Genomic DNA, 24,207 nt, shown 5'->3' with positions numbered 1-24,207 from the left:
CCGGGGCGGCATTGCCGCCAACTGCAAACCCGGATACCGGCCAACTGGTATGGGCGTCCTCTCGTCGTTCGCAGTGACGGAGATGACCGGCATGAAGGGCTGCGGGGGTGGCTGCCCGGGGTAACGCTGAGGGCATGCGGGATGAGCAGCGGAACAGGATCGCTTCGGGAGCTGGTTTTCTGGCCGCGCTGGATCAGAGCGGTGGGAGCACGCCCAGGGCCCTGGCCCTGTACGGGGTGCCGGAATCGGCGTACTCGGGTGAGGGTCAGATGTTCGACCTCATGCACGACTTCCGGAGCCGGATCATGACGTCGCCGGCCTTCACCGGGGAACGGGTGCTCGGGGCGATTCTGTTCGAGCAGACGATGGACCGCGACGTCGACGGCGTCGGCGCCCCCGACTACCTCTGGCAGCGCAAGCGGATCGTGCCGTTCGTCAAGGTTGACGAGGGCCTGGCCGACGAGCGGGACGGCGTGCGGCTGATGAAGCCGTTCACGAGGCTCGGCGGGTTGCTCGAGCGGGCGGTCCAACGGCGGGTCTTCGGTACGAAGATGCGGTCGTTCGTCAGCCGGGCCGACACCGGCGGCATCAAGGCGATCGTCGATCAGCAATTCGCGTACGCGCGGGAGATCCTCGGAGCGGGGCTGGTGCCGATCCTCGAGCCCGAGGTCGACATCCACAGTGCCGAGAAGCCGCGGGCGGAGGAGCTGCTGAAGGCGGCAGTCCTCGAGCATTTGGCCGACGTCGACGGGCCGGTGATGCTCAAACTGTCGATCCCGAGCGTCGACAACTTCTACGCCGACCTCATCGGGCACCCGAACGTGCTGCGTGTCGTCGCGCTCTCGGGCGGATACACCCAGGCCGAGGCGGACGAGCGACTGGCGCGCAACCGCGGGCTGATCGCCAGCTTCTCCCGCGCGCTGGTGCAGGACCTGCGGTATCAGCAGAGTGACGACGAATTCAACCGGACGCTGGATGTTGCCGTCGCCGCCATCGGCCGGGCCTCGGTCGGCACGTGAAGATCAAGTAGGTTCTGGTCGTGATCATCATCCTGGACCTGGAGTTCACGGCGTGGGCGGGCTCGCAGGAGCACGGCTGGTCGAGGCCCGGCGAATTCCGCGAGGTCGTGCAGATCGGGGCGCTGCGCGTCGACTCGGCCGGCCTGCTGGTCACGGGCGAGTTCAACCAACTCGTACGGCCGCAGCGCAACCCCTCGCTCTCGGACTACTTCCAGGATCTGACCGGCATCAGCCAGACCGCCGTCGACGAGCAAGGCCGGCCGTTCGCCGACGCGCTCGACGCGTTCCTCGACTTCTGCGACGGCCACTACGTTCTCTCGTACGGCAACGACATGGTGATCCTCGGCGAGAACCTCATCCTCCAGGTGCCCGAGGGCCGCACCCCGAAGCGCGGACTGCCGCCGTTCGTCAACATCCGCACCTACTTCAACGCGGTGCTGCCCGCCACCGTCGGGCTGTCGTCGGGCCGGCTCGCCTTCGCGCTGGGCCTGGCCGCCCGCCTCGACCGCGAGCACGACGCCCTCGCCGACTGCTACTCGATTCTCGAGACGCTGCGCCACCTGCGCGAACTGGGCCATCCGCTGATCGCGGTCTGACCGCCGCCCGGTCGCCCCGTTCCTCGCAGCGCGGCAGGTCCTGAACGGACGGTTCTTAGCGGCCCGCGGAGAGCAGGAGCCAGTTGACCCGGCGCATCATCTCGTGGGACGTGAAGGGCTTCGGCAGGTAGTCGTCGGCGCCGGCGGCCAGGCCCAGTTCCCTGTCCTGGTCGGCGCAGTTGGCGCTGATCATCAGAACCGGGATCTCGGCGGTGCAGGGGGTCGCGTGCAGGCGGTTGCAGACCGTCAGGCCGTCGATCTGGGGCATGGTGACGTCGAGAATGATGACGCGGGGGCGGCGTTCGATGGCCAGGCTCAGCGCCGACTGTCCGTTGTCGGCAGTCAGTGTGCGGTAGCCGGCCACCTGGAGGCGGAACTCGATCACGTCGCGGACCTCGTCGTCATCGTCTGCGATGAGGATGCTGGGGGACAGCGGCGCGGTGATCGGCGCCGGGGACATCGCTCGGGTGAAAGCGTCGGCTTCCCGGGGCGGTGCGTAGAGCGTGGTCATTTTCTGTCTACCTCCTGATTCGAGAAACGGCTGCGGGGCGCCGGGCGGTTCAGCGGGCAGCTGGGAGCTCGCGGCTGCGGAGTAGTCCGTCGGGTGGGGAAAGGCCTGGGGTACGGCGGCTGCGTGCCCTCGGTGGACGGACTCGGGGTTTCGGCGGTCAGCATTGGCTAGCGGACGAGTGCCGGCCCCGCGGTCATCGTTGGCTCGTGGGGCGGCGGTCAGCGGGTGGCCAGGAGTTCGCGCATCTCGGCTACCAGGCGGCCGGGGGACAGTGGCTTCGCCAGGTAGCGGTCAGCGCCCGCGTCGAGGCCGGCTTCGGCGGCGTAGGCGTGGGTGTTCGCCGACATCACGACGATCGCCATGGTGCGGCCGGCGGGGTCGAGCCGGGCGTGGCGGCACAGCTCCAGGCCGTCGACCGCCGGCATCTGGATGTCGGTGATCAAGCCTGCCGGTTTGGCGACGGTGAGGATGCGGGCCGCGGTGTGCCCGTCCTTGGCGGCCACGGCGCGGAAACCGGCGGACTCGAGCGTCACGGTGAGCAGGTCGCGGATGTCGCTGTCGTCGTCGGCTACGAGGATCAGGTCGGTCGTCATGCGGTGTCCCTTCCGGTCGGACACCTCGTACATCGGCCTGGGTGGGGCGGGCGAGAGGAAGGTCACGGTTGCAGACCGGGTGCGATTTCAGCTGGGGGCGGTGCGGTGCAGGCGGGGCGGCGCGGGCAGGGGCGTGTGGCGCCGGCGGTGTAGGTGGCGCGGCGAGGCGGTGCTGCGGTGCGGGAGGGGTGGTGCCGGTGGCGCCGGCGTGGCGGTGAGGCTTGGGCGGCGTGGGATCGGTTCGCTGGTGGTGAAATTTCCTGTTCGGGGACGGGTGGGGAGGGCCATGATCGCGGCATGGTCAGCTTTGCGTTGCAGGCCGTGCCCAAAGTGCCGGCGGGTGGCTCGACCTTGCCCGGGGTGCTGAAGAGGCGGGCTTCGAGTCGTTGTACGTGCCGGACCATCCGGGGTCGTGCGCGGCGCCGTTCGTGGCGCTGGCGGCTGCAGCTGCTGTGACTTCGCGGATTCGGCTGGGGTCGTACGTGTCCAATGCCGGTGTTCGGGAGCCGCTGTTGCTCGCGTCGGATGTGGCGACTCTTGACGTCGTGTCCGGTGGGCGCGCCGTGTTGGGGCTGGGAGCGGGGCACACTCCGGCGGAATGGGAGGCGGTCGGGCGCGTGCGGCCGGACGTGCGGGGACGGATCGACCACTGCATCATGGTCGCCGAGGCCGCCACGCGGATGCTGGCCGGGGACGGCATGGCTGAGCCGCGGCCCGTACAGCAGAAGGTTCCGCTGTTGATCGGGGGTGGCAACAGCCGGCTGCTGCGGTGGGCGGCCGGGCACGCCGACCTCATCGGGCTGTCGGGGCTGGGGCGCACGCTTGCCGACGGGCACCGGCACGAGGCACGGTGGCGCAGCGACCAGGTCGACGCTCAGATCGAACTGTGCGGCGGCAAGCCGGCCGAGGCGTTGGTGCAGCGGTTCGAGGTCACCGATGACGGCGGCGCCGGTTACTCCGCGTACGCGAAAGAGGTTGAAGCCGACGAGGCCGACCTCATGACCTGCCCGTTCGTGTTGATCGGCACGCTGGGTGAGATAGCCGCCAAGCTGCGGCAGCTCAAGAGCCGGTGGGGGATCAGCCGCTTCGCGGTGCGCCCACCGGCCATTGAGGGCGTCACCGCGCTACTGGCCGCCGCCCGCTGAGTCGCGATCGGCAGAGGACCCGCGACCGTCGAAAGGGCCGCGACCGGTGAAGGCCGCGACTGTGGAAAGGGCCGGGATCGGTGGAACGCGGCGACAGGCTGCCACAGCGGAAGGCTGCGATCGGCGAGAGGTAGCCGCCGGCCGGGGAAGGGCCGGTGGGTCACTGGTCGAGGAAGAGCTCACCCTCGACCTGGGAACGATAGTCGACGTAGATCTGGCGGTAGCGGTTGAGCGCACCCTTGCGGTCGCCCTCGACGAGCAGGCGCAGGATCGCGTCGTGGCCCTCGATCCAGGTGTTCCACAGGTCGCTCTCGGCCGTCATCGCCAGTATGCGCATGGTGCGCGCGACAACGAGGTCCACCATGGACTGCAGTTCGCGGTTGCCGCTGGCCAGGATGATGATCGAGCTGAAGTCGGCGCCGGCCGCCCCGGCGGCCAGCACGTTGCCGGCGGCCAGGGCGTCGACGAACTCGGCCTGGCGCTGGCGCAGCAGCTCGATGTGCGTCTCGGTGAGGTTGTCGACGCCCCACTCGAAGCCGGCGCAGGCCAGCACGCTCATCACGTCGATCAGCTCCAGGGCGTTCTTCTGGGTGACCTTGGTGACGTGCCGGGTTCGGTTGGGCGCGATGTCGATCAGGCCCTCGACGCTGAGCTGAGCGATGGCTTCGCGTACCGGCGTGATGCTGACGCCTAGGCGGGCGGCGAGCTCGGCATCCTTGATGAGCGTGCCTGGGGACAGCTCGCCGGTGACGATCTCGTTACGCAACTGGCGGACGACCGCTGCGGTACGGGTCGGTGGGACCGCGTATGACATACGGGCAGAGTACTCAGGGTGACAATGGAGTGCGGCGCTCGGCTACCCGGGTTCACCCGGTAGCCGTTGTTGTCATGTCGTCGCGCACATGTCGGTGCGGTCGAGTTTGGTGCTGTCCGCGAGGTTGTTCTTGGTGCAGAAAGCGGTCAGCGTCAGACTCGCGACCACGAGCTTGTCCTCATCCGGAGCCGAGACGGTGACCGTGTCGAGCAGCACGGCCCGGTTCTGCGTCTGCTGAAGGCGCACGATGAATTTGCTGATGTTGGGGATCGTGCCCTTGACGTTCATCGAGAGCGGCAGCTTGACCGCGGTGGTCACCTGGTCCGAGGCCACCGGGGCGGCCACGCTGAGGTCGCTGACCTCTACCGAGGTGGCCGCGCCGGAATCCTGGAGCGAACGCAGGAAGACCGGCATGCCGTACGTCTCGGGCAGGTTCGTCACGAGCGTGTCGAGCTGAGCCTGGTAGGTGGCCTTCTTCTCGTTCTGTTCCTTGAGCTTCGCCACCTCCTTGCGCAGCGAGGCCAGCTGGATGGTGGTGTCGTCGGCCTGGGCCTGCACCTCGTCGGCCTCGGCGAACTTGGGTGAGATGGCGAGCAGCCAGGCCGCGGCGATGAGGATGACGATGGCGATGAGTCCGCCGACGAGCCAGATGCGGTCAGCGCGCCGGGCCTCCATCAGTTGCCCCCGGTCTTGCAGGCGGTGGTGAACCGTCCGCAGAGCGCGGCAGAAGTGAGCTTGAAGGTGAGGGTGTACGTGACCTGGTTGTCGTCCTGGGTCGCGGTCGTCAGGTAGGGATCGGTGAAGCCGGGGTGGGTGGCCAGCTTGTCGAGGAACGCGGCGACGTGCTTCTTGTCGCTCGCGGTGCCGGCGATGGACAGTGCGGCCACAACACCGGCCGGCGTGGCGGCGGTCGCTGCGCCGGCGGCTGGGGCCTCGGACAGGCTGCCGGAGATTGTGCCGATCTGAACGTCCGCGGCCACGGCGTCCTCGCGGAGGTTGTCCATGTTCGTGGCCCACGGCAGGTCGGTGCCGAGCAGCGTCTTGAGGTCCTGCTCGACTGTCTTGACGTCGTTGATGGTGGCGGTCACCCCGGAGTACTTCTTCTTCTCGTTCTGAATTCGCTGCACCTGGTCGGTGGCCATGGTCAGGTTGTCCTGGGCGGTGGTGACCTGCTGCACGGCGTACAGGTACCAGCCGGCCATCACGGCTATGACCGCGAGCACGGCGCCGATCAGCAGGAACCGGGTGCGGCGGGCGCTGCGCCCGGCACGGATCTCCTCGGGCAGCAGGTTGGCCCGGATCGTCAGGATCCGGGAGGCCTGCGCGGGAGAGACGGCCGGGTCGACCGGCATCAGGGCGGTTTGAGTGGTGGTCATCAGGCTGCCGCTCCCAGGGTCAGGCCGATCGACACCGCGGCCGAGGGCACGAAGCTTTCGAAGCCGCGCTCGCGGCCCTTGCGCGTGTCCCGCAGGCGGCTGGCGCTGTCGGCGAACATGACGGTGATCCGTAGCTGGTTCTGAAGGTGCTCGGCGAGACCGGGCATGAGGGCGCTGCCGCCGCACAGGGCGAGCCGGGTGACCTGCAGGTGCCGCTCGCTCGAGGCGAGATAGGTGAAGGAGCTGCGCAGCTCGCTGACCAGCGGGCGGACTGCCTCCTCGGCGGCCTCCACGCCGTCCGGCCTGCCGTCGCCGTGCAGGCCGAACCGGCACTTGAGCTCCTCGGCCTCGGGCTGCGGGATGCCGAGCCGGGTGGCGATGCTGTCGGTGATCTCCTGGCCACCCCGCGGGACGGTCCGCACGATCAGCGGCTTGCCGTCGGCGTGCACGACCACGCTGGTCACGTCGAGCCCGATGTCGACGATCGCCTCGATCTGGGTGTCCAGCCGCGAGGCGGCCCGCAGCAGCGCGAACGACGCTAGGTCGACCGCCTTGACGTGCAGGCCGGCCTTCTCGACGGCGCCGACCGCGCTCATCACAGCCTCCTTGGGCATGGCGATGAGCAGCCCGCGGACGGTCGGGTTGTCGCCCGGCTCCTCGAGCGGATAGAAGTCGAGCAGCGAGCGCTCGACGGCCAGCGGCAGCGCGTCCTTGACCTGGAACGGCAGGGCCTGGCGCATCTCTTTGGCGGGCAGGTTCGACACCGCCATCTCGCGCACCACGAGCTGCGGGTTGGTCACGCCGAGGTTGACGTTCTTGGTGCCGAACTTGCAGGCCGCCCAGAGCTGCTTGAGGGCCGAGGTGACCATGACCGGGTCCTGGACCACGCCGCCGGAAACCGCGCCGGGCGGCAGCGGCACCTGGCCGAAGTTGGACAACGTGTAGTCGTCCTTGCCCCGGCGGACCTCGACGGCCCGGATGGAGGACGTGCCGATGTCGAGCCCGATCGGGATGACGCCAGCCATCGGTCTCCTTCGTTCGTGCGTACGGGGAATCAGGCGGCAGGAATGAGCAGGGAGGAGTACCACTGCGCGATGGGCGCGCCGGCGAACACCGCGAGGAAGGCGCCGGCGAGCATGTACGGGCCGAAGGGGATCCGGCTCTTGCGGTTGGCCCGGCGCAGCAACATCAGCACCGCCGCGACCAGACCGCCCAGCAGGAACGCCGCGAACGCGCCGATCGCCACCGAGCTCCAGCCGAGCCAGCCGAGATAGAAGCCGAGCAGCGGGGCCAGCTTGAGGTCGCCGCCGCCCATCCCGCGCGGCATGGCGGCCAGGATGAAGTAGGCGACGTAGAGCACGACCGCCGCCAGCAAAGCCCGGCCGGCGGTCGACCAGCTGCGATCGGCGATCACGGCCGGGGTGATCAGGACCAGAGCCACCGCGTACGACGGCAGGACGATCTTGTCGGGCAGGCGCATCACGTCGAGGTCGATCACCGCGAGCGCCACCGAGATCGCCGCCAGGTAGAGGTAGGCGGGCAGCTCCCACGAGAACCCGAACCGGGCCGCCACCGCGACGAACAGAACCGCAGTGCCCGCCTCGACGAGCGGATAGCGCGGGCTGATCGCCGCCTCACAGGCGGCGCACCGGCCGCGCAGCATCAGCCAGCCGAGAACCGGGACGTTGTGCTTGTTGCGGACCTCGGCGCCGCAGGCCGGGCAGTGCGAGCGCGGGTGGACCAGCGACTCGTTGCGCGGCACGCGGTAGATCACCACGTTGAGGAAAGAACCCACCGCCAGGCCGAGCAGGGCGACCACGACGAGCAGCGGCAGCTGCGACATCGGGTTTACCTCCTTGGCGTGGCGGTGGGTCGTTCGTCGATCAGGCGGTGCCGGTGCAGTCGTCGATGTTGACGCCGGTGCCGTACGTCTTCACCGAGCCGCCGACCGAGCTGTCGTAGACATAGAGCTTGCCGCTGCCGTTGGTGTTGAGGGCGCAGACCTTGTAGGTCGAGACCGTGCCGCTGGTCGCGGCGCCCGCGATGTAGGTCATCTGGGTCTTGTCCGACAAGGTGACCCAGCCGGCCGGCGCAGGATCGCCTGCGGCCGGCGCGGCGGTCGTGCCGATGTTGAAGCTCGCCTGGTTCTTCACCCGGTTCGCCGTGGGGTAAGTGTTGCCGTTGTCGGTGTAGTACTGCTCGATCGTGCTCACCGCGCCGCGCACGTCGGACTGGGCCGACTTGTCCGCGGCTCCCTTGCGGTAGTTGAGGTAGACCGGCACTGCGATCGCGACCAGCACGCCGATGATGACCACCACGACAAGAAGCTCGATGAGGGTGAAGCCTTCGTCGTCCTTCTTGTTGCGGAGCCGCGTGATGATGTCGTTCATTGGGGGTGCCTCCATGGCAGGTGGGGTGGGGCGGGGTGGTGGTGCCGGGCGGGGGCCCGTTCGGCCGGCGGGAGTCCGGCCTGGTCGTGCCAGTCAGTTGCTCTGAATGTTTTGATAAATGGTGAACATCGGTAGGTAGAGACAGATCACCATTCCGCCCACGACGGCACCCATGACGAGCACCATGATCGGTTCGATCGAGGCGGTCAGGGACTCGGCGGCGCTGTCGACTTCCCTGTCGTAAAAATCGGCAACCTTGTCCAGCATCTGACTGATTTGGCCGCTTTCTTCGCCGACTTCGATCATTTGAGTGACCATGGCCGGGAAGATGGGGTGGTTACGCAGAGCCGAGGACATCGTCTGGCCGTCGCGGACGGCGGCCTGCACGTCCTTCATGGCGACATTGATGATCTCGTTGCCCGTGGTCTCGCCGACCACGGTGAGCGCCTGCATCACCGGCACGCCGACGTTGAGCAGCAGGCCCAGGTTGCGGGAGAAGCGGCTCATCGCGAGCTTGCGGAACAGGGAGCCGAACACCGGCATCTTGACCTTGATGCGGTCGACCTTGAGGCGGAACTCGTCGCTGGCGCGCATCCGCCGTTTGTAGAAGATCGATCCGGAGACGCCCAGGGTGATGATCAGGGGGCCGATCCACCACATGTTGTGGCTCGCGTCGACCAGGAACTGGGTGATCGCCGGCAGCTCGCCGCCGAGGTTGGCGAACATCGCCTCGAAGATCGGCACGATGAAGATGAGCACCGCGGCGATCAGGATGAAGGTGAACGACAGCACGATCGCCGGATAGGTCATCGCGCTCTTGATCTTGCCGCGGAGCGCGGTGTCCTTCTCCAGGCTGTCCGCGATCTGCTCGAGAGCGCGGTCGATCATACCGCCGGTCTCGCCGGCCCGGACCATGGCGATCATGAGGCGCGGGAAGATCCGGTCGTGCTTGGCCATGGACGCCGACAGCGAGGCGCCGGCGGCCACATCCGTACGCAGCTCGCCCAGCGCCTTCTTCAGCGGCGGCGAACTGCTCTGCTCCTCCAGGATCGCCAGCGACCGCAGCAGCGACATGCCGGAGGCGGTCATCGTGGCGAACTGGCGGGAGAAGACGGCGAGATCCTTGAGCTTCACCCGGTTGCCCAGGCCCGGGATCTTGATCTCCATGTCGAGACCCTTGCCGGTCTCGGCCAGCTCCAGCGGCGTCTCGCCCCGCTGTTTGAGCAGATTGGTGGCCGCGGCCTCGTTCGGCGCCTCGACGGTGCCCTTGGCGCGGTGGCCGGCTCCGTCGATGCTGCTGTACCGATAGACCTTGGTGGCCGGCATGGGGTCAGCTCCGTCCCACGAGTCGCATGAGTTCCTCCTTGGAGTGGCAGAGCTCGAGGGCGGCCGGCAGCGTCACGACCTGCTCGCGCACCTTCTCGGCCAGGTGCTGGTCGAACGCGAGCATGCCGTCGCTCGCGCCGGCCTGCATGAACGAGGGAATCTGGTGAGACTTGCCCTCGCGTATCAGGCTGCGGATGGCCGGGGTCGCGGTCAGAATCTCGGCGATCACGACGCGGCCTTTGTTGTCCGCCCGCGGGGCCAGCGCCTGCGTGATGACGCCCTGGAGCGAGGCGGCCAGCTGGGCGCGGATCTGCAGCTGCTGGTGCGGCGGGAAGATGTCGATGACGCGGTCGATGGTCTGGGTGGCGCTCTGCGTGTGCAGGGTCGCCAGCACCAGGTGGCCGGTCTCGGCCGCGGTCAGCGCCGTGGCCGTCGTCTCGAGGTCGCGCAGCTCGCCGACGAGGATGATGTCCGGGTCCTGCCGCAGCGCGTGCTTGAGCGCCGAGGCGAAGGTCTCGGTGTCCGCGCCGACCTCGCGCTGGTTGACCACGCTGCGCTTGTGCGGGTGCAGGAACTCGATCGGGTCCTCGATCGTCACGATGTGGTCGGCGCGGCTGCGGTTGGCCAGGTCGAGGATCGAGGCCAGCGTCGTGGTCTTGCCGGAACCGGTCGGGCCGGTCACCAGCACCAGGCCGCGCGGCAGGTGGGCGAAACGGGACACCGAGTCGGGCATGCCCAGCTCATCCAGCGGCTTGATCTCGTGCGGGATGGCCCGGAAGACCGCGCCGCACGAGTTGCGCTGCACATAGAGGTTGCCGCGGAAGCGGGAGACGCCGACGATGCTGTGCGCGAAGTCGAGCTCCTGCACCCGCTGGAAGGTCGCCCACTGGTCGGCCGAGATCGCGGCCCGGCACAGCAGCGCGGTGTCCGACGAGTTCAGGTTGCCGTAGCCGTCGAGCGGGCGCAGCGAGCCGTTGACCCGCATCATCGGCGGCGTGCCGACGGTCAGGTGCAGGTCGGAGCCGCGCGATTCGACCAGCGTGACGAGCATCTGGTTGAGCACGGCGAGGTCACCCGGCGCGGGCGCCCCCGGCTGGGGCGCCGCCTGCTGGGGCACCATCGTGTCGGTCTGGTACATCTCCACCGGCTCTCTCGTCGGTACGGACGCCTCTTGTATTCGGCACTTCGGCGGGCCGGTTTAGGGTCGGTTCTGGCGTTTTCGGGTGGTGCCCCGGCGTGCGGGATAAGGTCTTGAGCCCTAGATGGCGACGCGCGAGACCTCGCGTACGGAGGTCAGCCCGCCCGACGCCTTGGCCAGGCCATCGGCCCGCAGGTCGTACATCCCCTGGTAGAGCGCCACCTCGAGGATCTCGTTGGACGAGGCCCGGCGGATGGTCAGCGCCTCGATCTCGGGGCTGATCGGCATCACCTCGTGCAGCGCGATCCGGCCCCGATAGCCGGTGTTCGCGCAGTTGCGGCAGCCCACCGGGCGGTAGAGCGCCTCGGGCACGACCAGGTCGTCGAAGGGCCAGCGCGCGCCGACGAGCTCCTCCTCGGCCGGCTTGTAGGCCTCCTTGCACCAGTCGCACAGGCGCCGGGCCAGCCGCTGGGCCAACACGCAGTCGAGCGACGACCCGACCAGGAACGGCTCGATCCCCATCTCGGTGAGACGGGTGACCGCGCCCGCCGCGTCGTTGGTGTGCAGCGTCGACAGCACGAGGTGACCGGTGAGCGACGCCTCCACCGCGATCTGAGCCGTGTGGCTGTCCCGGATCTCACCGATCAGCACGACGTCCGGGTCGGAGCGCAGGATGGCCGGCAGCACGGCGGCGAACGTCAGGCCGGCCTTCGCGTTGACCTGCACCTGGTTGACGCCGCGGAGGCGGTACTCGACCGGGTCCTCGACGGTGATCACGTTGACTTCCGGCTTGCTGATCCGGCCCAGCGTGGCGTACAGGGTGGTCGACTTGCCGGAACCGGTCGGGCCGGTCACCAGCACCATGCCGTGCGGCTTGGTGAACGACGCGGCGAACCGGTCCAGGTTGTGCTGGGTGAACCCCAGCTTGTTCATGTCGAGGTCGATGCCGCCGGTGTCGAGCACGCGGAGCACGATCTTCTCGCCCCACACCGTGGGCAGCGTGGCGGTACGCAGGTCGACCGTGCGGTCGCGGATGAGCGCGGTGATGCGGCCGTTCTGCGGCACCCGCTTCTCGGTGATGTCTACACCCGACATGATCTTGATGCGCGAGGTCAGCGCGGCCATCACGCCCTTCGGCACGAGGTCCACCTCGTGCAGCACGCCATCGATCCGGTAGCGCACCCGCATGTCGTCCTCGGTCGGCTCGAGGTGCAGGTCGGAGGCGCGGTTCATGACGGCCTGCTCGATCAGGCTGTTGACGTAGCGCACGATCGGGGCGTCGTCCGCGCTGGTGGCCTGCGCGGACATCCCGGTCTGGGACTCGGCGGCGTCGTCGACCAGGTCGCCGAGGTCGCTCGACTCGCGCTGGAGCCGCTCGATGATCCGCCGGACCTCGCTGCGGGCAACCACGACCGGGCGGATGGTCATGCCGGTGGCGGCGCGGACGTCGTCCAGCGCGACCACGTCGCCGGGGTCGGTGACGCCGACGACCAGCTCGCCGTCGGCCATCGACAGGCCGAGCACGCGGTGGCGCAGCACGACCGGCAGGGGGATCCTCTTGAGCGCGGCCGGGTCGGGCTGGAAGCTGACCAGGTCGACCGTGTTGATGCCGAAGGCCTGGGCGGCCGCCGCGGTCAGCTGCTCCTCGGTGACGACCTGGTCGTTGATGAGGACCGCGCGCACGGACCGGCCACTGCGCTGCGCTTCCTCCGCTGCCTTGTCGACGGCCAGCGGATCGATCCCGATCTGCTTGAGCGCGTCCAGCAGCGGGCGGAAGGTCTGGTCCATGACATCCTTAGTTCGGCGATGAATGCTCGCCTTACTGATCGGACATCACGGCTGATACCTAAGATCCGGAAGGTTATGATACGGATCGCACCGGTTGCCGGAAGGTTCGCCGATACGCGGTGGGCGCCACGCCGATCGCCGCCTGCAGATGCTGCCGCAGGGCGGTCGCGCTGCCCAGCCCCGAGCGCCGCGCCACCGAGTCGACCCCCAGATCGGTCGACTCGAGCAGCACTTGAGCGTGCGCGATCCGTTGTCGCAGCAACCACTGCCGGGGACTCGTGCCGGTCTCCTCACGGAACCGCCGGGTGAAGGTGCGCACGCTCATCCTGGCGTGCTCGGCCATCGCCTCCAGGGTCACCGGCTCGGCCAGCCGGTCGAGCGTCCAGGCCCGGGTCGGCGCCGTACCCGTGCCGTCCGAGTGGGGGACCGGCCGCTCGATGAACTGTGCCTGCCCGCCGTCACGCCAGGGCGGCAGCACGCAGCGGCGGGCCGCGCGGTTGGCGATCTCGGCGCCGTGGTCGTTGCGCACGATGTGCAGGCAGAGATCGGCCCCGGCGCCCACGCCGGCCGAGGTGAGGATGTCGCCGTCGTCGACGAACAGCACGTCGAGATTCCACCGCACCCGGGGATAGAGGCCGCCGATCCGCTTGCCCCAGAGCCAGTGGGTCGCCGCCGGGCGCCCGTCGAGCAGGCCGGCTGCCGCCAGCACGGAGGCGCCGGTGCAGATCGAGACGATCCTTGCCTTTCTGGCGGCGGCTTTCCGAAGAGCTTCGCGTACGTCCTCCCGCAGCGTCCCGTCCGTGACGGTGCTGCCGGCGTCGACGCCGGGGACGACGACCGTGTCGGCCGTCTCGAGGACGCTCAGATCGTGGTCGGGGATGATCGTGAAGCCGGCCGAGGTGCGCACCGGGCCGGTGCCGCAGACCAGGATCTCGTACAGCCGGTGGTGGTCGGCGTCGCGGGCCGCGCCGAACACCTGCGTGGCCGTGCCGAGGTCGAACGTGACCACACCCTCCAGGGGAAGGACGGCAATGCGATGGCTCATGGCCCAATTCTTGCGCATGATGGCCTTCCGGCCACTCGTCGCACCGGCCGGAAGTTCACAGAATCTGTAGCGTGAGCAAACTGCGCATCCATCCGGCCTGGCTGGTGGCCGTCGTCGCCTTCGTCGCCCTGGTCGGCGCGGCCGGGTTCCGGGCCACCCCGTCCGTCATGATCCGGCCGCTGCACGAGGAGTTCGGCTGGTCGCTCGGCACGATCTCGGCCGCGGTCTCGGTCAACCTGCTGCTCTACGGCCTCACCGCGCCGTTCGCGGCCGCCCTGATGGAACGGTTCGGCATCCGCCGCGTGATCATGGCCGCGCTGCTGCTCGTCGCGGCCGGCTCCGGCCTGACCGTCTTCATGCGGTCGAGCTGGCAGCTGATTCTGCTCTGGGGCGTCCTGGTCGGCCTGGGCACCGGGTCGATGGCGCTCGGCTTCGTCGCCACCATCACCGGCCGCTGGTTCGTCAAGCACCGCGGCCTGGTCACCGGTGTGCTCACCGCCGGCGGCGCGGCCGGCAACCTGGTCTTCCTGCCGGTGCTGGCCACGCTCACCGAACACTCGGGCTGGCGCCTGGCCGCGCTCACCGTCACCGGCGCCGCCCTGCTGGTCGTGCCGCTGGTCTGGTGGCGGCTGCGCGACCACCCGGCCGAATTGGGCCTGGGCGCCTACGGCGGTGTCTACGAGGAGCCGAAGCCGATCGCCCCGGCCGGCGCCGCCCGCACCGCGCTGCGAGCTCTCGGCCAGGCCGCCAGGACCCGGCCGTTCTGGCTGCTCGCGGGCGGTTTCGCGATCTGCGGGGCGACCACCAACGGGCTGGTCGGCACCCACTTCATCCCGGCCGCGCACGACCACGGCATGACCGAGACGACGGCCGCGAGCCTGCTGGCCCTGGTCGGCCTGTTCGACATCGCCGGCACCATCGCGTCGGGCTGGCTGACCGACCGGGTCGACAGCCGCATCCTGCTCGGCGCCTACTACTTCCTGCGCGGGCTGTCGCTGCTGGTGCTGCCATCGCTGTTCGCCGCCACGGCGCACCCCAGCATGCTGGTGTTCATCCTGTTCTACGGCCTCGACTGGGTGGCCACGGTGCCGCCCACGGTCGCGCTCTGCCGCGAGTACTTCGGCCAGAGCGGCGCGATCGTGTTCGGCTGGGTCTTCGCCTCGCACCAGTTCGGCGCCGCAGCCGCCGCCACGGCCGCCGGCCTCGTGCGGGACCAGCTCGGCGCGTACACCTGGGCCTGGTACGGCGCGGGGGCGCTGGCCATCTTCGCCAGCGTGCTGAGCCTGATGCTCTTCGCGGGCAAGCGCCTCAAGCCGATCGCCCCGGGCATCGGCCTGGCCGTGCAACCAGCCAAGGCGTAAGGGGCCGGATCAGCCGAGGGTGATGCCAGCCGGGCGGACCACGTTGTCCAGGGCGGAGGGGCTGGACGATAGCGGTCAGATCGTGTGGATGGTGATGAGGTCTTCGAGTCCTGCGAGATCGTCGGCGTTGCGCGTGTATACAGCCGCGTCGTGAGCGTGTGCGGTTGCGGCGATGAGCAGGTCCATGACTCTTGCTCGTGGCTGGCGGCCGGTCTCGACGACGCGTGCGGCGAGTCGCGCGTAGCTGTCGGCGATGGTTTCGTCGATCGGGAGCGGGTCGAATCGGCGTTGAATGGCGCTGAGTCGTGCCAGGCGCAGCGCTCTCGCCTCGGTGGTCTTCGCGACCAGGACTCCGAATTGGAGTTCGGCGAGACTCGCGACGCTGATGGCCAATTCGCCGGGAATCGGGGTTACGTCGGTGGCGATGAGGATGCTGGTGTCCAGGATGCCTCGGCTCACCGTTCGGCCCACGGATCGGTGACGGTGTCGTCGAGGAGATCCCGGTCATCGGCCCATCGAGGGTCGGTGGGTTGATCGAAGACACCGGCCAGGTCGTCCCACTCGCGCCAGGTGCGAGGACTGACGGGGCCGAGTACGGCGGCCGGCCGGCCGGCGACGGTAATGGTCACTCGTTCACCCGCTTGCGCCCGGCGTACCAGATCGCTGGCGTTCTGCCGCATCTCCCGCAGTCCGACTTCATGCACAGATTGACCGTAGCACATGTGCTACCCATGGTCAGCGGATCTGGAGGCCGGCGGACTGGCGGGTCAGCAGGCCGGTCAGTTCGGCGGCCGGCATGGGGCGGGCGAAGTGGTAGCCCTGTGCCTCGGCGCAGGCCAGTTCGCGCAGCAGGGTGGCCTGCATCTCGTCCTCGACGCCCTCGGCCACGGGGGCCAGGTTGAACGTGCGGGCGATGTGCAGCACGGCCTCGGCTACCGAGCCGGTGGCCGTGGTCTCGCGCATGGCGGCCACGAAGGACTTGTCGATCTTGACCACGTCGACCGGCAGGGCGCCCAGGTGGCTCAGCGACGAGAAGCCGGTGCCGAAGTCGTCCAGGGCGATGCGTACGCCCAAGGTCTTCAGCGAGCTCAGCACGCGCGCCGACTCGGTCAGGTCGGTGAGCGCCATCGACTCGGTCAGCTCCAGCACCAGCGAGTTCGGGGGCAGGCCGGTGTCGGCCAGCACGGCGCCGACCTCGTCGGTCAGTTCGGGGCTGGACAACTGCGTCGCTGACAGGTTGACGTTGACCTTGAAGCCGGGGTTGTCCTGCTGCCACACCACGGCCTGGGCGCACGCCTCGCGCAGCACCCACAGGCCCAGCCCGGGCATGAGGCCCAGCGTCTCGGCCAGCTCGATGAAGTCGCCCGGCGCGAGCAGGCCGCGCACCGGGTGCCGCCAGCGCACCAGCGCCTCGACGCCCACCGCCAGCTCGCCGTTGAGGTCGACGATCGGCTGGTAGTGCACCTCGAACTGCATTTCGTCCAGGGCGCGGCGCAGGTCGGACTCGTCGCGCCGGCGCTGGGCGGCCTCGGCGAAGCGGACCGGGTCGAAGCGGCGCACCACGCCCTTGCCGTCGTCCTTGGCGTGGTAGAGCGCCTCGTCGGCCTCGCGCAGCAGTGTGTCGACATCGAGCCGGTTGCCCTGCGTGATGGAGATGCCGGCGCTGGCCCGTACGGAGAGAACCAGGTCGTCGACGGTGAGCGGCTTCTGCAGGTCGTGCAGGATGCGGTCGGCGACCGTGTCGGCGGTCTGCTCGTCGAGCAGCCGGGGGAGCAGCACGACGAACTCGTCGCCGCCGAGGCGGGACACCGTGTCGTTGGCGCGCACGTTGGCGTTCAGCCGGTCGGCGGTGGCCTTGAGCAGCTCGTCGCCGGCGGCGTGCCCGTACGTGTCGTTGATGCCCTTGAAGCCGTCGAGGTCGAACAGGATGACCGCGGTCTTGGTGTCGTCCGCGTCCTCGAGGGCGTCCGTCGCGTGGTCCATGAACATGGCGCGGTTGCCGAGCCCGGTCAGCGGGTCGCGGAAGGCCTGACGGGCCAGGATCGCGCGCTGCCGGGTGAGGTCGCGCATCAGTCCCTCATTGGTGTGCGAGCCGAGGAACTGCCGGATCAGGATGACGGCCGCGACGATCAGGATCAGCCAGACAGTCGTCGTCGTGGTGTCGCCGAGGGAGGTGTGCGCCGCGGCCGCGATGATGGCCGCGGCGACCGGGGCGTACTGCACCAGCGGCCAGCGCCGGCTGAGCCGGGCCAGCACGAGGCCGCCGGCCGTGGCGACACCGAGGGCCAGGCTCCAGCGCAGCGCGCCGCCCTCCCGGCCGACCAATGGTGTCCAGGCCAGCGCCAGGAGCGACGCGAAGATCATCGTGATGTCGACGCCGCGCCGTACGCGGTTCAGGACCCTGCTGACACGCCCCATGAAGCACCTCCGCCGCGCTCATCGGTCGCGTTCGGGGGCACTTGAGCAGATTATGGGGACGGGGTGTGCGCCACGCCGGGCGCCGATCGTGATCTCATAGGACGCCAACAGCACAAAAGTCGGCAACGGAGGACAAAGCTGTGCCGGGTGGAAATCTCGAGGACCGGCTCGCGGCGCTCAGCGCGACCGCGACGGACGAGGACGGCGAGGTCACGGTGACCGAGGGTGGCGCGGAGACCGAGGACGGCAAGGCGGTTCCCGACAGCTACACGGAGAGCTTCGCGGGTGATTCCGAGGCGCCGCCGGCCCCGGTCATGCCGGCCGCGCCCCCGTTCCCCTCATTCGAGAACACGCCGACGTTGCCGCAGCAGTCGCCCGGCAACGGCTACGAGAGCGGACGGGACAGCCGTGCCCGCTGACAAGCCTTCGCTGCCCCGTCGCGGTCCGGCGCCGGCCGTCGACCGCATGTCGAACGCCGAGCTGGCCCGCATGGTCGAGTCGGAACACCCGTACCGGGGCAAGGCGCTCTTCGAGCTCTCCGACCGGATCCCGCACGACGACGACGCGGCGACCAAGGTGGCGATGCTCAGCCGGCTGACCTCGTTGCGGCGCGCGCGCCTGTTCGACCGGGTCTCGCTGGCCTGGTCGGGGATCATCGCGCTGCTCGCGGCCGAGACGGAGCACTCCCGCGCGGTCGCCTACGAGGCCTTCGGGGCGCTCGACGCCGAGGAGCAGCGGGACATGCTCGACTATCTTGAGGTATCCGCGATCGAGCAGGCCCACCCGCGCATCGCGTGAGCGGGCCCGCGATCAGGGGTCACGCTTCGACGCGGACGTCCTTCCAGAAGGCGACGCGGTCGCGTACGGCCTTGGCGTCCGGCTTGGGTTCGGGATAGAACCAGACGGCGTCGGGCGTCGTGTGCCCGTTCGCGGTCAACGTGTAGTACGAAGCCCGGCCCTTCCAGGGGCAGATGGTGTGGGTGTCGCTGGGGGCCAGCACGTCCTCGCGCAGCGACTCGCGCGGGAAGTACTGAATTCCCTCGACAACCACGGTGTCGTCGCTCTCGGCGATCACTTCGTCGTTCCAGATGGCCTTCGGCATAGTCCGAACGTAGCGCGCGGGAAGCGGGGTGTCCGATATGCGAGTTTTAATCGTCATGGGGAGTGAAAGTTGTGACTCGTCCACACATTGTGGCGCCGGTGTAAGAAGATCTAGAGTCGATCGCGATCCTCCTACCCCCTCGGAGAGCGGCCGGTGAACGGTCTGAGCACGATGCCTACCACGGCCGAGCAGGCACGCCACGCGCTGCTGCTGCTCGGCCGGCCCGCCTCGCCCCGGTTGCTGGTCGACGTGCACAGCGCGCTGTTCGACGGCGACCTGTCGGTGCCGGCGCTGGCCGCTCTGCGGCGCGACCCGGCCTCGGGGCTGTGCGCGGCGCTCACCCTCGATCTCACTCCCGCGCGCAGGCTGGTGGCGCTGGCCGACTGGCCGGTCGAGCAGCGCATCGTCACCGCGGCCGGGCAACGGGCCGACGGGCTGACCGCGGTGATCCGGGTCGCCGAGTTCGTGGCGATGCGCCCCGGCGCCGGACGGGCTGCGCACCGGCTGCTGCGGGCGCTGGCCGAGGACGTACCGCATGGACCGGAAGCTCTTGACCTGGTGGCTGCGGCCCGGGTGGCCCTGGACGCGCCCGAGCTGGTCGCCGCGATCGAGGCCGACGAGCCCCGGCGCGCTGCCGCGGTCGAACGGGCTCGCGGTCTTTCCCAGGAGCAGCAGCTGTACGGGCTTCCGGCCGTGCCGCACCAGCGGGGCGGCGAGTGAGCCGGGTCGAGAAGTTGCGCGGCTCCGCTGCGAGCAAGAGGCACAACGCGCGTACGGTCGCCGCGCTCACCGGCAACCCGGGCTGCACGCGACGGGCCGTTCTGGACGCGGCCGGCGTCGACAAGGTGCGGCTGGCCGAACGGATCGGCTTCCCGGGCGCGTTCGGGCAGTCCCGGTTCGCGCTGGCCCGCGGCAACGGGTTCGAGGCGATGCTCAAGGCGGACGACTGCGCGCTGCTGCGGTCCACGCTCGGCGCGTACGTCGGTGGTTACGAGGATCTCGGGGCGGACGAGGACGACACGCTGTCGGCGCGCCACTCCCGCACCCGGGCGCTGCTGCGCAGCGGCGCCGAGGGGCTGCTCGACCACCCGCTGCTGACGCTCGACGTCGCCGGGCAGACGGTCTTCCTCGAACCCGACCTGATCGCCTACCAGAACGGCTCGCAGTTGCAGGTCGTCGAGATCAAGTCGTTCGCGATCATCGACGGGCAGGCCGACGGCACGGCCGTGTCATCGGCTGCGGTGCAGGCGGCCGTCTACGTGCTCGCGCTGCGGCGGCTGCTGGGCGACGACCGGGTCAGCCACGAGGTGGTTCTGGTCTGCCCCGAGAACTTCTCGATGCAGCCGGTGGCCGTCGTCCTCGACGTACGCAAGCAGTTGTCGACGCTGCGGCGGCAACTCTCCCGGCTGGCCTCGGTGTCGTCGCTGATCGAGTCGCTGCCGGCCACGCTGTCCTTCGACCTCGCGCAGCCCGTCGCCGACCTGGTGTCGTCGCTCGACGCCCTCACCGCGCGCTATGCGCCGGAGTGTCTGTCCTCGTGCGAGATGTCGGTCTTCTGCCGCGACGAGGCCGCCGGGCGGACCGCCGTGCTGGGGCGTCCGGTGCGCGAGGCCCTGGGCGGGATCGAAACCGTCGACGAGGTGCTCGCGCTGGCCTCGGGCACGCGCGAACCGGAGCCCGACCAGGTCGAGGCGGCGGCCCTGTTGCGGGCGGCTCAGCGGCTGCGTGACGAGGCCCTGTGAGCACGCTCGTGGCGCTCGCCCGGGCCCAGGCGCTCGCGGCCGGCCGGGCCCAGCCGATCACGACCGTGCGCCACCTGCACGTCCACGACCGCCCGCTCGTGCTCATCCCGCTGGCGATGGCCGGCGAGGCGAACGCGCCGCTGGCCGCGTTGCTCGGATCCGCGGAGGATCAGCCGCGCCTGCTCGTGGTGCGCCAGCCACGCAACCGTGACGAGCGGTTCGCGTTCTTCGCGGCCCTCGCCGGGGTGGTCGTGCCCTATCTCGACTCGTTCGCCGGCGCTACCGAGGCCGTGCCGGTCGACCGCGGACGCGACGTGCGGCACCGGTTCGTCGACGCGCCGCAGATCTGGGTGCCCAACCCCGGCGGCGCCGACTTCCTGCGGCTGCTCGGCCGGTCGACCCGCTTCCGCCGTACCGACGGCGATTTCCCCGTACCGCCCTCGGTGCCCCGCCTCGGGCAGTGGCTCACCTTCCTGGCCTCCTCGGCCGAGGTGCCCGGCTCGTCGCTGCTGGTCAACGCCGTGCAGGCGCTCACGCAGCACTGGGCCACCGGTCAGAGCTCCGCCGAGGACGCCCACTTCGGGTCGCTCTTCGCGTGGATCACCGACGGCGCCGCGGCCGCCCGCGAGGCCGAGAACGGGCCGGTGGCCGGGCCCGCCACCGACCCCACGTTCGACAACGAGATCCTGGCCCCGCTGATCACCTCGGCCGATCCCGCCCTCTCCGGCGTGCTGCGCGAACTGCTCATGCCGACGTGGGAACGGATGTGGAAGTCGATCGCGTTGCTCCGCACCCTGCCGGCCGGTGCCCGGGTGGCGTCGCGCTGGGACAGCGACCGGGACGCGTACTCGGCCTACGTCGAGCATCTGATCGAGGACGGCTCGCCCCAGCCCCGCCGGGACGGGGCGGTGGCCGCGGCGGCCCGGCTCCAGCGGCTCGAGAACGCGGCGGCGCGCTACGCGGTGCAGCGGGCCTTCGACGATCCCCTGGTGATGGCCGAGCACCGGCTGACCGGTCAGGCCTTCGGCGCGGTGGTGACGCTGGCCAAGGCGGATCGGATCGACGACAGCGGCAAGCGGCCCGTGCTGCGTCCCCGGATCATGGTGGCCACGACCGAGACCGTACGCGTCGAGCCCGGCGCCACCCTCACCTCGCCCTCCCGCCCGGCCCAGAAAGCGAAGGTCGTCTCCGTCACGCCCGCTGCGACCAGCACGGATGTGGTGCTGGAGCTCTCCGGCGGAATGGGCCGCAAACTCGTGGCCGAGCCCGGCAGCGTCCCCGCGGTGGGCGAGCAGCTGTTGCTGACGACGCTCAGCGAGGCCTACCGCCCGGGCGCCGCGTTCCCCGGCCCGGACGAGACACCGTGGACTCACGGCGGCCCGCCGACCCATCATGAGGTCACGCCCGTCGAATGACGCCGGAGGTGCCCGTCGTGGTCAGGACCTACTATCGCGGCCCGGCCGGCATCGTCACCGAGACCCATTTCGTACGGGTGGGTGACGGTCGCACGTTTCCGCTGAGCGAACTGCGCCAGGTCGGCACGACGCAGCACCGCGGCGCCTACTACGTCCCGGTCGTGGTCGGCACCGTCTGCGCCGTGCTGGCCGGAGCGCTGGTCGGGCTGATCGTCCTGCGACCGTGGGCCTGGGCCGCCGGTGGAGCGGTCGTCCTGGCGGCGGTGATCGCGGGCCGGTTCCTGCTGGCCCGTAACCGGCTCACGTACACGTTGCAGGCGGTCTATCGCGGCGCGGAGGCCGAGCTCTACTCCACCACCGACGCGACCGGGTTCGCCCAGGTCTGCCGGGCCCTGCGGCGGGCGCTCGAGAACCGTTGATCTGAGGGTCAGCGAAGGCCGACGATCAGGAAGGCTATGTCGTCGGCGCGGCGCGGTACCGCGTCGATCAGCAGGTCGCACAGCTCTTCCGGCGGCAGGGCGGCGTTGCCGCGCAGCACGGCCAGGACGTGGTCGATGCCGTCGTCGATCAGGTGGGCGGGGTGCTCGACCAGGCCGTCGGTGTAGAGCAGCAGCGTACTGCCGGCCGGCACGCGGCGGTGGTGGGTGGTGCGTTGGGCGCGGGGAAGCAGTCCGAGCAGCGGTTCCGGGTCTTCCCACCAGATCTCGACCTCGCCGCCGGGGCCCAGCAGTACTGGCGGCGGGTGGCCCGCGTTGGCGAAGGAGACCAGGTAGTCGTCCTGGTCGCGGAGCAGACGGGCCAGGACGGCGGTCGCCGCGCCGGGCACACGCAGGCCGTGCAGCGCGCGGTCGAGCTGGGACAGCAGCGGGCCCGGCGCGTCGTCCCGGCCGTACGCGTCGCCGCGTATCAGGTTGCGCATCTGGCCCATGGTGGCGGCGGCCTCGATGTCGTGGCCGGAGACGTCGCCCACGGCCAGCATCAGGCTGCCGTCGGGCTGGGCGAAGGCGTCGTACCAGTCGCCGCCGACCGACGCGCCGTCCTGAGCCGGCAGGTAGCGGCCGTGCAGGGCGACGCCGTCCACTTCGGGCAGCTCGGGCAGCATGCTGTGCTGCAGCACCTCGGCGACGTGGCGCTGGCGGCCGAAGACCCGGGTGTTGTCGACGGCCATGCCGGCCCGGCGGCCCACCTCGGCCGCGGTGCTCTGCTCAGCGTCGGTGAACGGCGCCCGCCCGGGCCCGTTGACCAGCAGCACCGCCCCCAGCATCCGGAAGGTGACGGGCGAGGCGATCGGCACGATCATGAAAGAGTCGAAGCCCAGCCGGTCGGCCAGGCCGGCCAGCTGAGCGGCGGCGAACCGTTCCCGCAGTAGCGCGGCGCCGCTCTCGTTGTGGCGGACCGGATGGCCCGTGCCCTGCGCCGAGCGGATCAGCGAGCGGACGTCCAGCCTCTGTTCGTGAGCCAGCTCGGCCAGCCGCTTCGTCGTCCCGGCGTGCGCCGGGTCGTGGTGGGCCGCGGACACGTGCCGGATCGACCCCGACTGGTCGGCGAGCGTGATGAAGCACCAGTCGGCGAGGCGGCCGGCGACCATGCCACCCAGCCGGTGCAGCGCCTCGTCGATGTCCATCGTGGCCGCCAGCGCGCCGGTCAGCTCGCCCAGCAGCGCGAGCTGGCCGTGCGCCGACTCGGCGGCGCGGCGTTCCTCGTCGGCGACCTCGCGGGCGATGCGCAGCCGCAGCTCGGAGCTGCACACCTCGCCGAGATCAGTCAGCAGGGCGATCTCGCTCCTGGTCCAGACGCGTGGCTCGCGGTCCATGACGGCGAGCGTGCCGAGCACGAGCCCGTCGGAGTCGGTCAGCGGCACCCCGGCGAACGCGACCACGCCGAGGTCGCGGATCGCCAGGTTGTCGCGCAGCCGGGGATCGTCGCGCACATCGGGCACCACGATGGCCGCGCCCGACTCGACGACGTGCCGGCTGAACGAGTGGCTGAGCGGCATCAGGCGCTCGCCGGCGATCGGCTCGGGCAGCCCGACCTGGCCCGGCAGGTGCTGCTGATCGCGGGACAACACGGTGACCGCGGCCACCGGCGTGTCCACCAGCCGCTCGACGAGCGCCGCTATGCGGTCGAAGGCCGGATCACCGCCGGGCCCCAGCTTCAGTCGAGCGACCGACCGCAGGCGCGCGGCATCGGCGAGAACGCCCCCGGGCGTCTCCGAAGCCAAGTCACCCCGCAGCAAAACACGCTCCCCGGCCGGTCAGAGGTTGCCAGGCTACCGGGCTTCAGCAGCAGCATCGACCTTTGAACGCCGCGTGACGCATCCCCCGGGCAAACCGTCTTCACGCCGCGCCGCTGTCGCCGCGACCGTGCTTGGCGCCGGGCCGGTCGAGCTTCAGCCGGCAGGGGCGGGTTGCGGGCCGTGCTTCAGCTG

General features: G+C 70.1%; 27 protein-coding genes. 10 read left to right on the top strand and 17 right to left on the bottom strand.

From position 1 onward, the window contains the following. The first annotated feature begins 134 nt into the window (after positions 1–134). Positions 135–1,019 carry a fructose bisphosphate aldolase gene (locus LXN57_RS25030; RefSeq protein ID WP_251800619.1) on the top strand — a complete coding sequence of 295 codons (885 nt, stop codon included), beginning with the start codon at positions 135–137 and terminating at the stop codon, positions 1,017–1,019. Positions 1,020–1,039: 20 nt separating this feature from the next. After that, positions 1,040–1,615, top strand: coding sequence for a 3'-5' exonuclease (locus LXN57_RS25025; protein WP_251800618.1), 576 nt, complete (start codon positions 1,040–1,042; stop codon positions 1,613–1,615). A 55-nt stretch (positions 1,616–1,670) separates the two neighbouring features. On the opposite strand, the gene LXN57_RS25020 is transcribed toward LXN57_RS25025, so the two are convergent. Together LXN57_RS25020 and LXN57_RS25015 are read right to left on the bottom strand one after the other, a co-directional pair. Further along, the gene (locus tag LXN57_RS25020; protein ID WP_251800616.1) at positions 1,671–2,126 is read right to left on the bottom strand and encodes a response regulator; all 456 of its coding nucleotides are present in this window, start codon (positions 2,124–2,126) and stop codon (positions 1,671–1,673) included. Between the two features lie 218 nt (positions 2,127–2,344). Further along, on the bottom strand, positions 2,345–2,719 hold the full coding sequence (locus LXN57_RS25015) for a response regulator (protein WP_251800615.1): 375 nt from the start codon (positions 2,717–2,719) through the stop codon (positions 2,345–2,347). A gap of 392 nt (positions 2,720–3,111) precedes the next feature. Between LXN57_RS25015 and LXN57_RS25010 the strand changes: the two genes are divergently transcribed. Then, a complete protein-coding gene (locus LXN57_RS25010; protein ID WP_251800614.1) occupies positions 3,112–3,864 on the top strand; it encodes an LLM class flavin-dependent oxidoreductase in 753 nt (250 codons plus the stop codon). 160 nt (positions 3,865–4,024) lie between these two features. Here the strand turns inward: LXN57_RS25010 and LXN57_RS25005 are convergent, their stop codons facing one another. The 10 genes from LXN57_RS25005 to LXN57_RS24960 form a co-directional block, all read right to left on the bottom strand. Next, positions 4,025–4,678, bottom strand: coding sequence for a GntR family transcriptional regulator (locus tag LXN57_RS25005; protein WP_251800613.1), 654 nt, complete (start codon positions 4,676–4,678; stop codon positions 4,025–4,027). Between the two features lie 72 nt (positions 4,679–4,750). Next, entirely contained in the window at positions 4,751–5,353 is a 603-nt protein-coding gene (locus LXN57_RS25000) for a type IV pilus inner membrane component PilO (RefSeq protein ID WP_251800612.1), read from the bottom strand. Then, entirely contained in the window at positions 5,353–6,054 is a 702-nt protein-coding gene (locus LXN57_RS24995) for a PilN domain-containing protein (RefSeq protein WP_251800611.1), read from the bottom strand. Before LXN57_RS24995 ends, LXN57_RS25000 begins: the two co-directional genes overlap by 1 nt. Next, positions 6,054–7,079, bottom strand: a complete 1,026-nt coding sequence (gene pilM / locus LXN57_RS24990) for a type IV pilus assembly protein PilM (RefSeq protein ID WP_251800610.1) — start codon at positions 7,077–7,079, stop codon at positions 6,054–6,056. Before pilM ends, LXN57_RS24995 begins: the two co-directional genes overlap by 1 nt. Positions 7,080–7,108: 29 nt before the next feature. Further along, positions 7,109–7,897, bottom strand: a complete 789-nt coding sequence (locus LXN57_RS24985) for a prepilin peptidase (protein WP_251800609.1) — start codon at positions 7,895–7,897, stop codon at positions 7,109–7,111. Between the two features lie 40 nt (positions 7,898–7,937). Further along, positions 7,938–8,444: a type II secretion system protein gene (locus LXN57_RS24980; protein WP_251800608.1), complete on the bottom strand. Its 507-nt coding sequence runs from the start codon at positions 8,442–8,444 to the stop codon at positions 7,938–7,940. 93 nt (positions 8,445–8,537) lie between these two features. Then, complete coding sequence (locus LXN57_RS24975; protein WP_251800607.1) at positions 8,538–9,770, bottom strand: type II secretion system F family protein; 1,233 nt, start codon at positions 9,768–9,770, stop codon at positions 8,538–8,540. Between the two features lie 4 nt (positions 9,771–9,774). Beyond that, complete coding sequence (locus LXN57_RS24970; protein ID WP_251800646.1) at positions 9,775–10,908, bottom strand: type IV pilus twitching motility protein PilT; 1,134 nt, start codon at positions 10,906–10,908, stop codon at positions 9,775–9,777. 120 nt (positions 10,909–11,028) lie between these two features. After that, on the bottom strand, positions 11,029–12,696 hold the full coding sequence (locus LXN57_RS24965; RefSeq protein ID WP_251800606.1) for a GspE/PulE family protein: 1,668 nt from the start codon (positions 12,694–12,696) through the stop codon (positions 11,029–11,031). Between the two features lie 73 nt (positions 12,697–12,769). Then, positions 12,770–13,741 carry a GlxA family transcriptional regulator gene (locus LXN57_RS24960; RefSeq protein ID WP_251800605.1) on the bottom strand — a complete coding sequence of 324 codons (972 nt, stop codon included), beginning with the start codon at positions 13,739–13,741 and terminating at the stop codon, positions 12,770–12,772. Between the two features lie 71 nt (positions 13,742–13,812). On the opposite strand from LXN57_RS24960, the gene LXN57_RS24955 reads away from it, so the two are divergent. Next, entirely contained in the window at positions 13,813–15,102 is a 1,290-nt protein-coding gene (locus LXN57_RS24955; RefSeq protein WP_251800604.1) for an MFS transporter, read from the top strand. Positions 15,103–15,177: 75 nt separating this feature from the next. On the opposite strand, the gene LXN57_RS24950 is transcribed toward LXN57_RS24955, so the two are convergent. From LXN57_RS24950 to LXN57_RS47970, 3 genes are read right to left on the bottom strand one after another with little or no spacing between them, the layout of a single operon-like run. Further along, positions 15,178–15,561 (bottom strand): PIN domain-containing protein, encoded by a 384-nt coding sequence (locus LXN57_RS24950; RefSeq protein ID WP_251800603.1) that lies wholly within the window; start codon positions 15,559–15,561, stop codon positions 15,178–15,180. Beyond that, positions 15,558–15,806 carry a type II toxin-antitoxin system Phd/YefM family antitoxin gene (locus tag LXN57_RS24945; RefSeq protein WP_251800602.1) on the bottom strand — a complete coding sequence of 83 codons (249 nt, stop codon included), beginning with the start codon at positions 15,804–15,806 and terminating at the stop codon, positions 15,558–15,560. Before LXN57_RS24945 ends, LXN57_RS24950 begins: the two co-directional genes overlap by 4 nt. Positions 15,807–15,837: 31 nt before the next feature. Next, positions 15,838–17,520 carry a putative bifunctional diguanylate cyclase/phosphodiesterase gene (locus LXN57_RS47970; RefSeq protein WP_285904670.1) on the bottom strand — a complete coding sequence of 561 codons (1,683 nt, stop codon included), beginning with the start codon at positions 17,518–17,520 and terminating at the stop codon, positions 15,838–15,840. Between the two features lie 140 nt (positions 17,521–17,660). Between LXN57_RS47970 and LXN57_RS24930 the strand changes: the two genes are divergently transcribed. Together LXN57_RS24930 and LXN57_RS24925 are read left to right on the top strand one after the other, a co-directional pair. Next, entirely contained in the window at positions 17,661–17,939 is a 279-nt protein-coding gene (locus LXN57_RS24930; RefSeq protein WP_251800601.1) for a hypothetical protein, read from the top strand. Beyond that, positions 17,929–18,318 (top strand): hypothetical protein, encoded by a 390-nt coding sequence (locus LXN57_RS24925; RefSeq protein ID WP_251800600.1) that lies wholly within the window; start codon positions 17,929–17,931, stop codon positions 18,316–18,318. The genes LXN57_RS24930 and LXN57_RS24925 overlap by 11 nt, the downstream gene beginning before the upstream one ends. A gap of 19 nt (positions 18,319–18,337) precedes the next feature. On the opposite strand, the gene LXN57_RS24920 is transcribed toward LXN57_RS24925, so the two are convergent. Further along, the gene (locus LXN57_RS24920) at positions 18,338–18,622 is read right to left on the bottom strand and encodes a DUF427 domain-containing protein (RefSeq protein ID WP_221382810.1); all 285 of its coding nucleotides are present in this window, start codon (positions 18,620–18,622) and stop codon (positions 18,338–18,340) included. A 153-nt stretch (positions 18,623–18,775) separates the two neighbouring features. Here LXN57_RS24920 and LXN57_RS24915 point away from each other — a divergent pair, with 153 nt between their 5' ends. The 4 genes from LXN57_RS24915 to LXN57_RS24900 are packed head-to-tail and all read left to right on the top strand — an operon-like array spanning position 18,776 to position 22,198. Then, positions 18,776–19,342 (top strand): hypothetical protein, encoded by a 567-nt coding sequence (locus LXN57_RS24915; RefSeq protein WP_251800599.1) that lies wholly within the window; start codon positions 18,776–18,778, stop codon positions 19,340–19,342. Beyond that, complete coding sequence (locus LXN57_RS24910; RefSeq protein WP_251800598.1) at positions 19,339–20,364, top strand: hypothetical protein; 1,026 nt, start codon at positions 19,339–19,341, stop codon at positions 20,362–20,364. The genes LXN57_RS24915 and LXN57_RS24910 overlap by 4 nt, the downstream gene beginning before the upstream one ends. After that, a complete protein-coding gene (locus tag LXN57_RS24905; protein WP_251800597.1) occupies positions 20,361–21,779 on the top strand; it encodes a hypothetical protein in 1,419 nt (472 codons plus the stop codon). The genes LXN57_RS24910 and LXN57_RS24905 overlap by 4 nt, the downstream gene beginning before the upstream one ends. Before the next feature lie 17 nt (positions 21,780–21,796). Beyond that, a complete protein-coding gene (locus LXN57_RS24900) occupies positions 21,797–22,198 on the top strand; it encodes a DUF6232 family protein (RefSeq protein ID WP_251800596.1) in 402 nt (133 codons plus the stop codon). 8 nt (positions 22,199–22,206) lie between these two features. Here the strand turns inward: LXN57_RS24900 and LXN57_RS24895 are convergent, their stop codons facing one another. Next, the gene (locus LXN57_RS24895) at positions 22,207–24,000 is read right to left on the bottom strand and encodes a GAF domain-containing SpoIIE family protein phosphatase (RefSeq protein WP_251800595.1); all 1,794 of its coding nucleotides are present in this window, start codon (positions 23,998–24,000) and stop codon (positions 22,207–22,209) included. Positions 24,001–24,207 lie beyond the last annotated feature (207 nt).

Source organism: Paractinoplanes hotanensis, assembly GCF_023717965.1.
GTDB classification, from domain to species: Bacteria; Actinomycetota; Actinomycetes; order Mycobacteriales; family Micromonosporaceae; genus Actinoplanes; species Actinoplanes polyasparticus.
This window is presented reverse-complemented; position numbering and strand designations above follow the sequence as displayed.

Coding starts and splice junctions, on each gene's coding strand:
- LXN57_RS24985 (WP_251800609.1), bottom strand. CDS start 7,897: ATGTCGCAGCTGCCGCTGCTCGTCGTGGTCGCCCTGCTCGGCCTGGCG.
- LXN57_RS24975 (WP_251800607.1), bottom strand. CDS start 9,770: ATGCCGGCCACCAAGGTCTATCGGTACAGCAGCATCGACGGAGCCGGC.
- LXN57_RS25020 (WP_251800616.1), bottom strand. CDS start 2,126: ATGACCACGCTCTACGCACCGCCCCGGGAAGCCGACGCTTTCACCCGA.
- LXN57_RS25000 (WP_251800612.1), bottom strand. CDS start 5,353: ATGGAGGCCCGGCGCGCTGACCGCATCTGGCTCGTCGGCGGACTCATC.
- LXN57_RS25015 (WP_251800615.1), bottom strand. CDS start 2,719: ATGACGACCGACCTGATCCTCGTAGCCGACGACGACAGCGACATCCGC.
- LXN57_RS24920 (WP_221382810.1), bottom strand. CDS start 18,622: ATGCCGAAGGCCATCTGGAACGACGAAGTGATCGCCGAGAGCGACGAC.
- LXN57_RS47970 (WP_285904670.1), bottom strand. CDS start 17,520: ATGGGGCGTGTCAGCAGGGTCCTGAACCGCGTACGGCGCGGCGTCGAC.
- LXN57_RS24965 (WP_251800606.1), bottom strand. CDS start 12,696: ATGGACCAGACCTTCCGCCCGCTGCTGGACGCGCTCAAGCAGATCGGG.
- LXN57_RS24970 (WP_251800646.1), bottom strand. CDS start 10,908: ATGTACCAGACCGACACGATGGTGCCCCAGCAGGCGGCGCCCCAGCCG.
- LXN57_RS25005 (WP_251800613.1), bottom strand. CDS start 4,678: ATGTCATACGCGGTCCCACCGACCCGTACCGCAGCGGTCGTCCGCCAG.
- LXN57_RS24960 (WP_251800605.1), bottom strand. CDS start 13,741: ATGAGCCATCGCATTGCCGTCCTTCCCCTGGAGGGTGTGGTCACGTTC.
- LXN57_RS25030 (WP_251800619.1), top strand. CDS start 135: ATGCGGGATGAGCAGCGGAACAGGATCGCTTCGGGAGCTGGTTTTCTG.
- LXN57_RS24980 (WP_251800608.1), bottom strand. CDS start 8,444: ATGAACGACATCATCACGCGGCTCCGCAACAAGAAGGACGACGAAGGC.
- LXN57_RS24995 (WP_251800611.1), bottom strand. CDS start 6,054: ATGACCACCACTCAAACCGCCCTGATGCCGGTCGACCCGGCCGTCTCT.
- pilM (WP_251800610.1), bottom strand. CDS start 7,079: ATGGCTGGCGTCATCCCGATCGGGCTCGACATCGGCACGTCCTCCATC.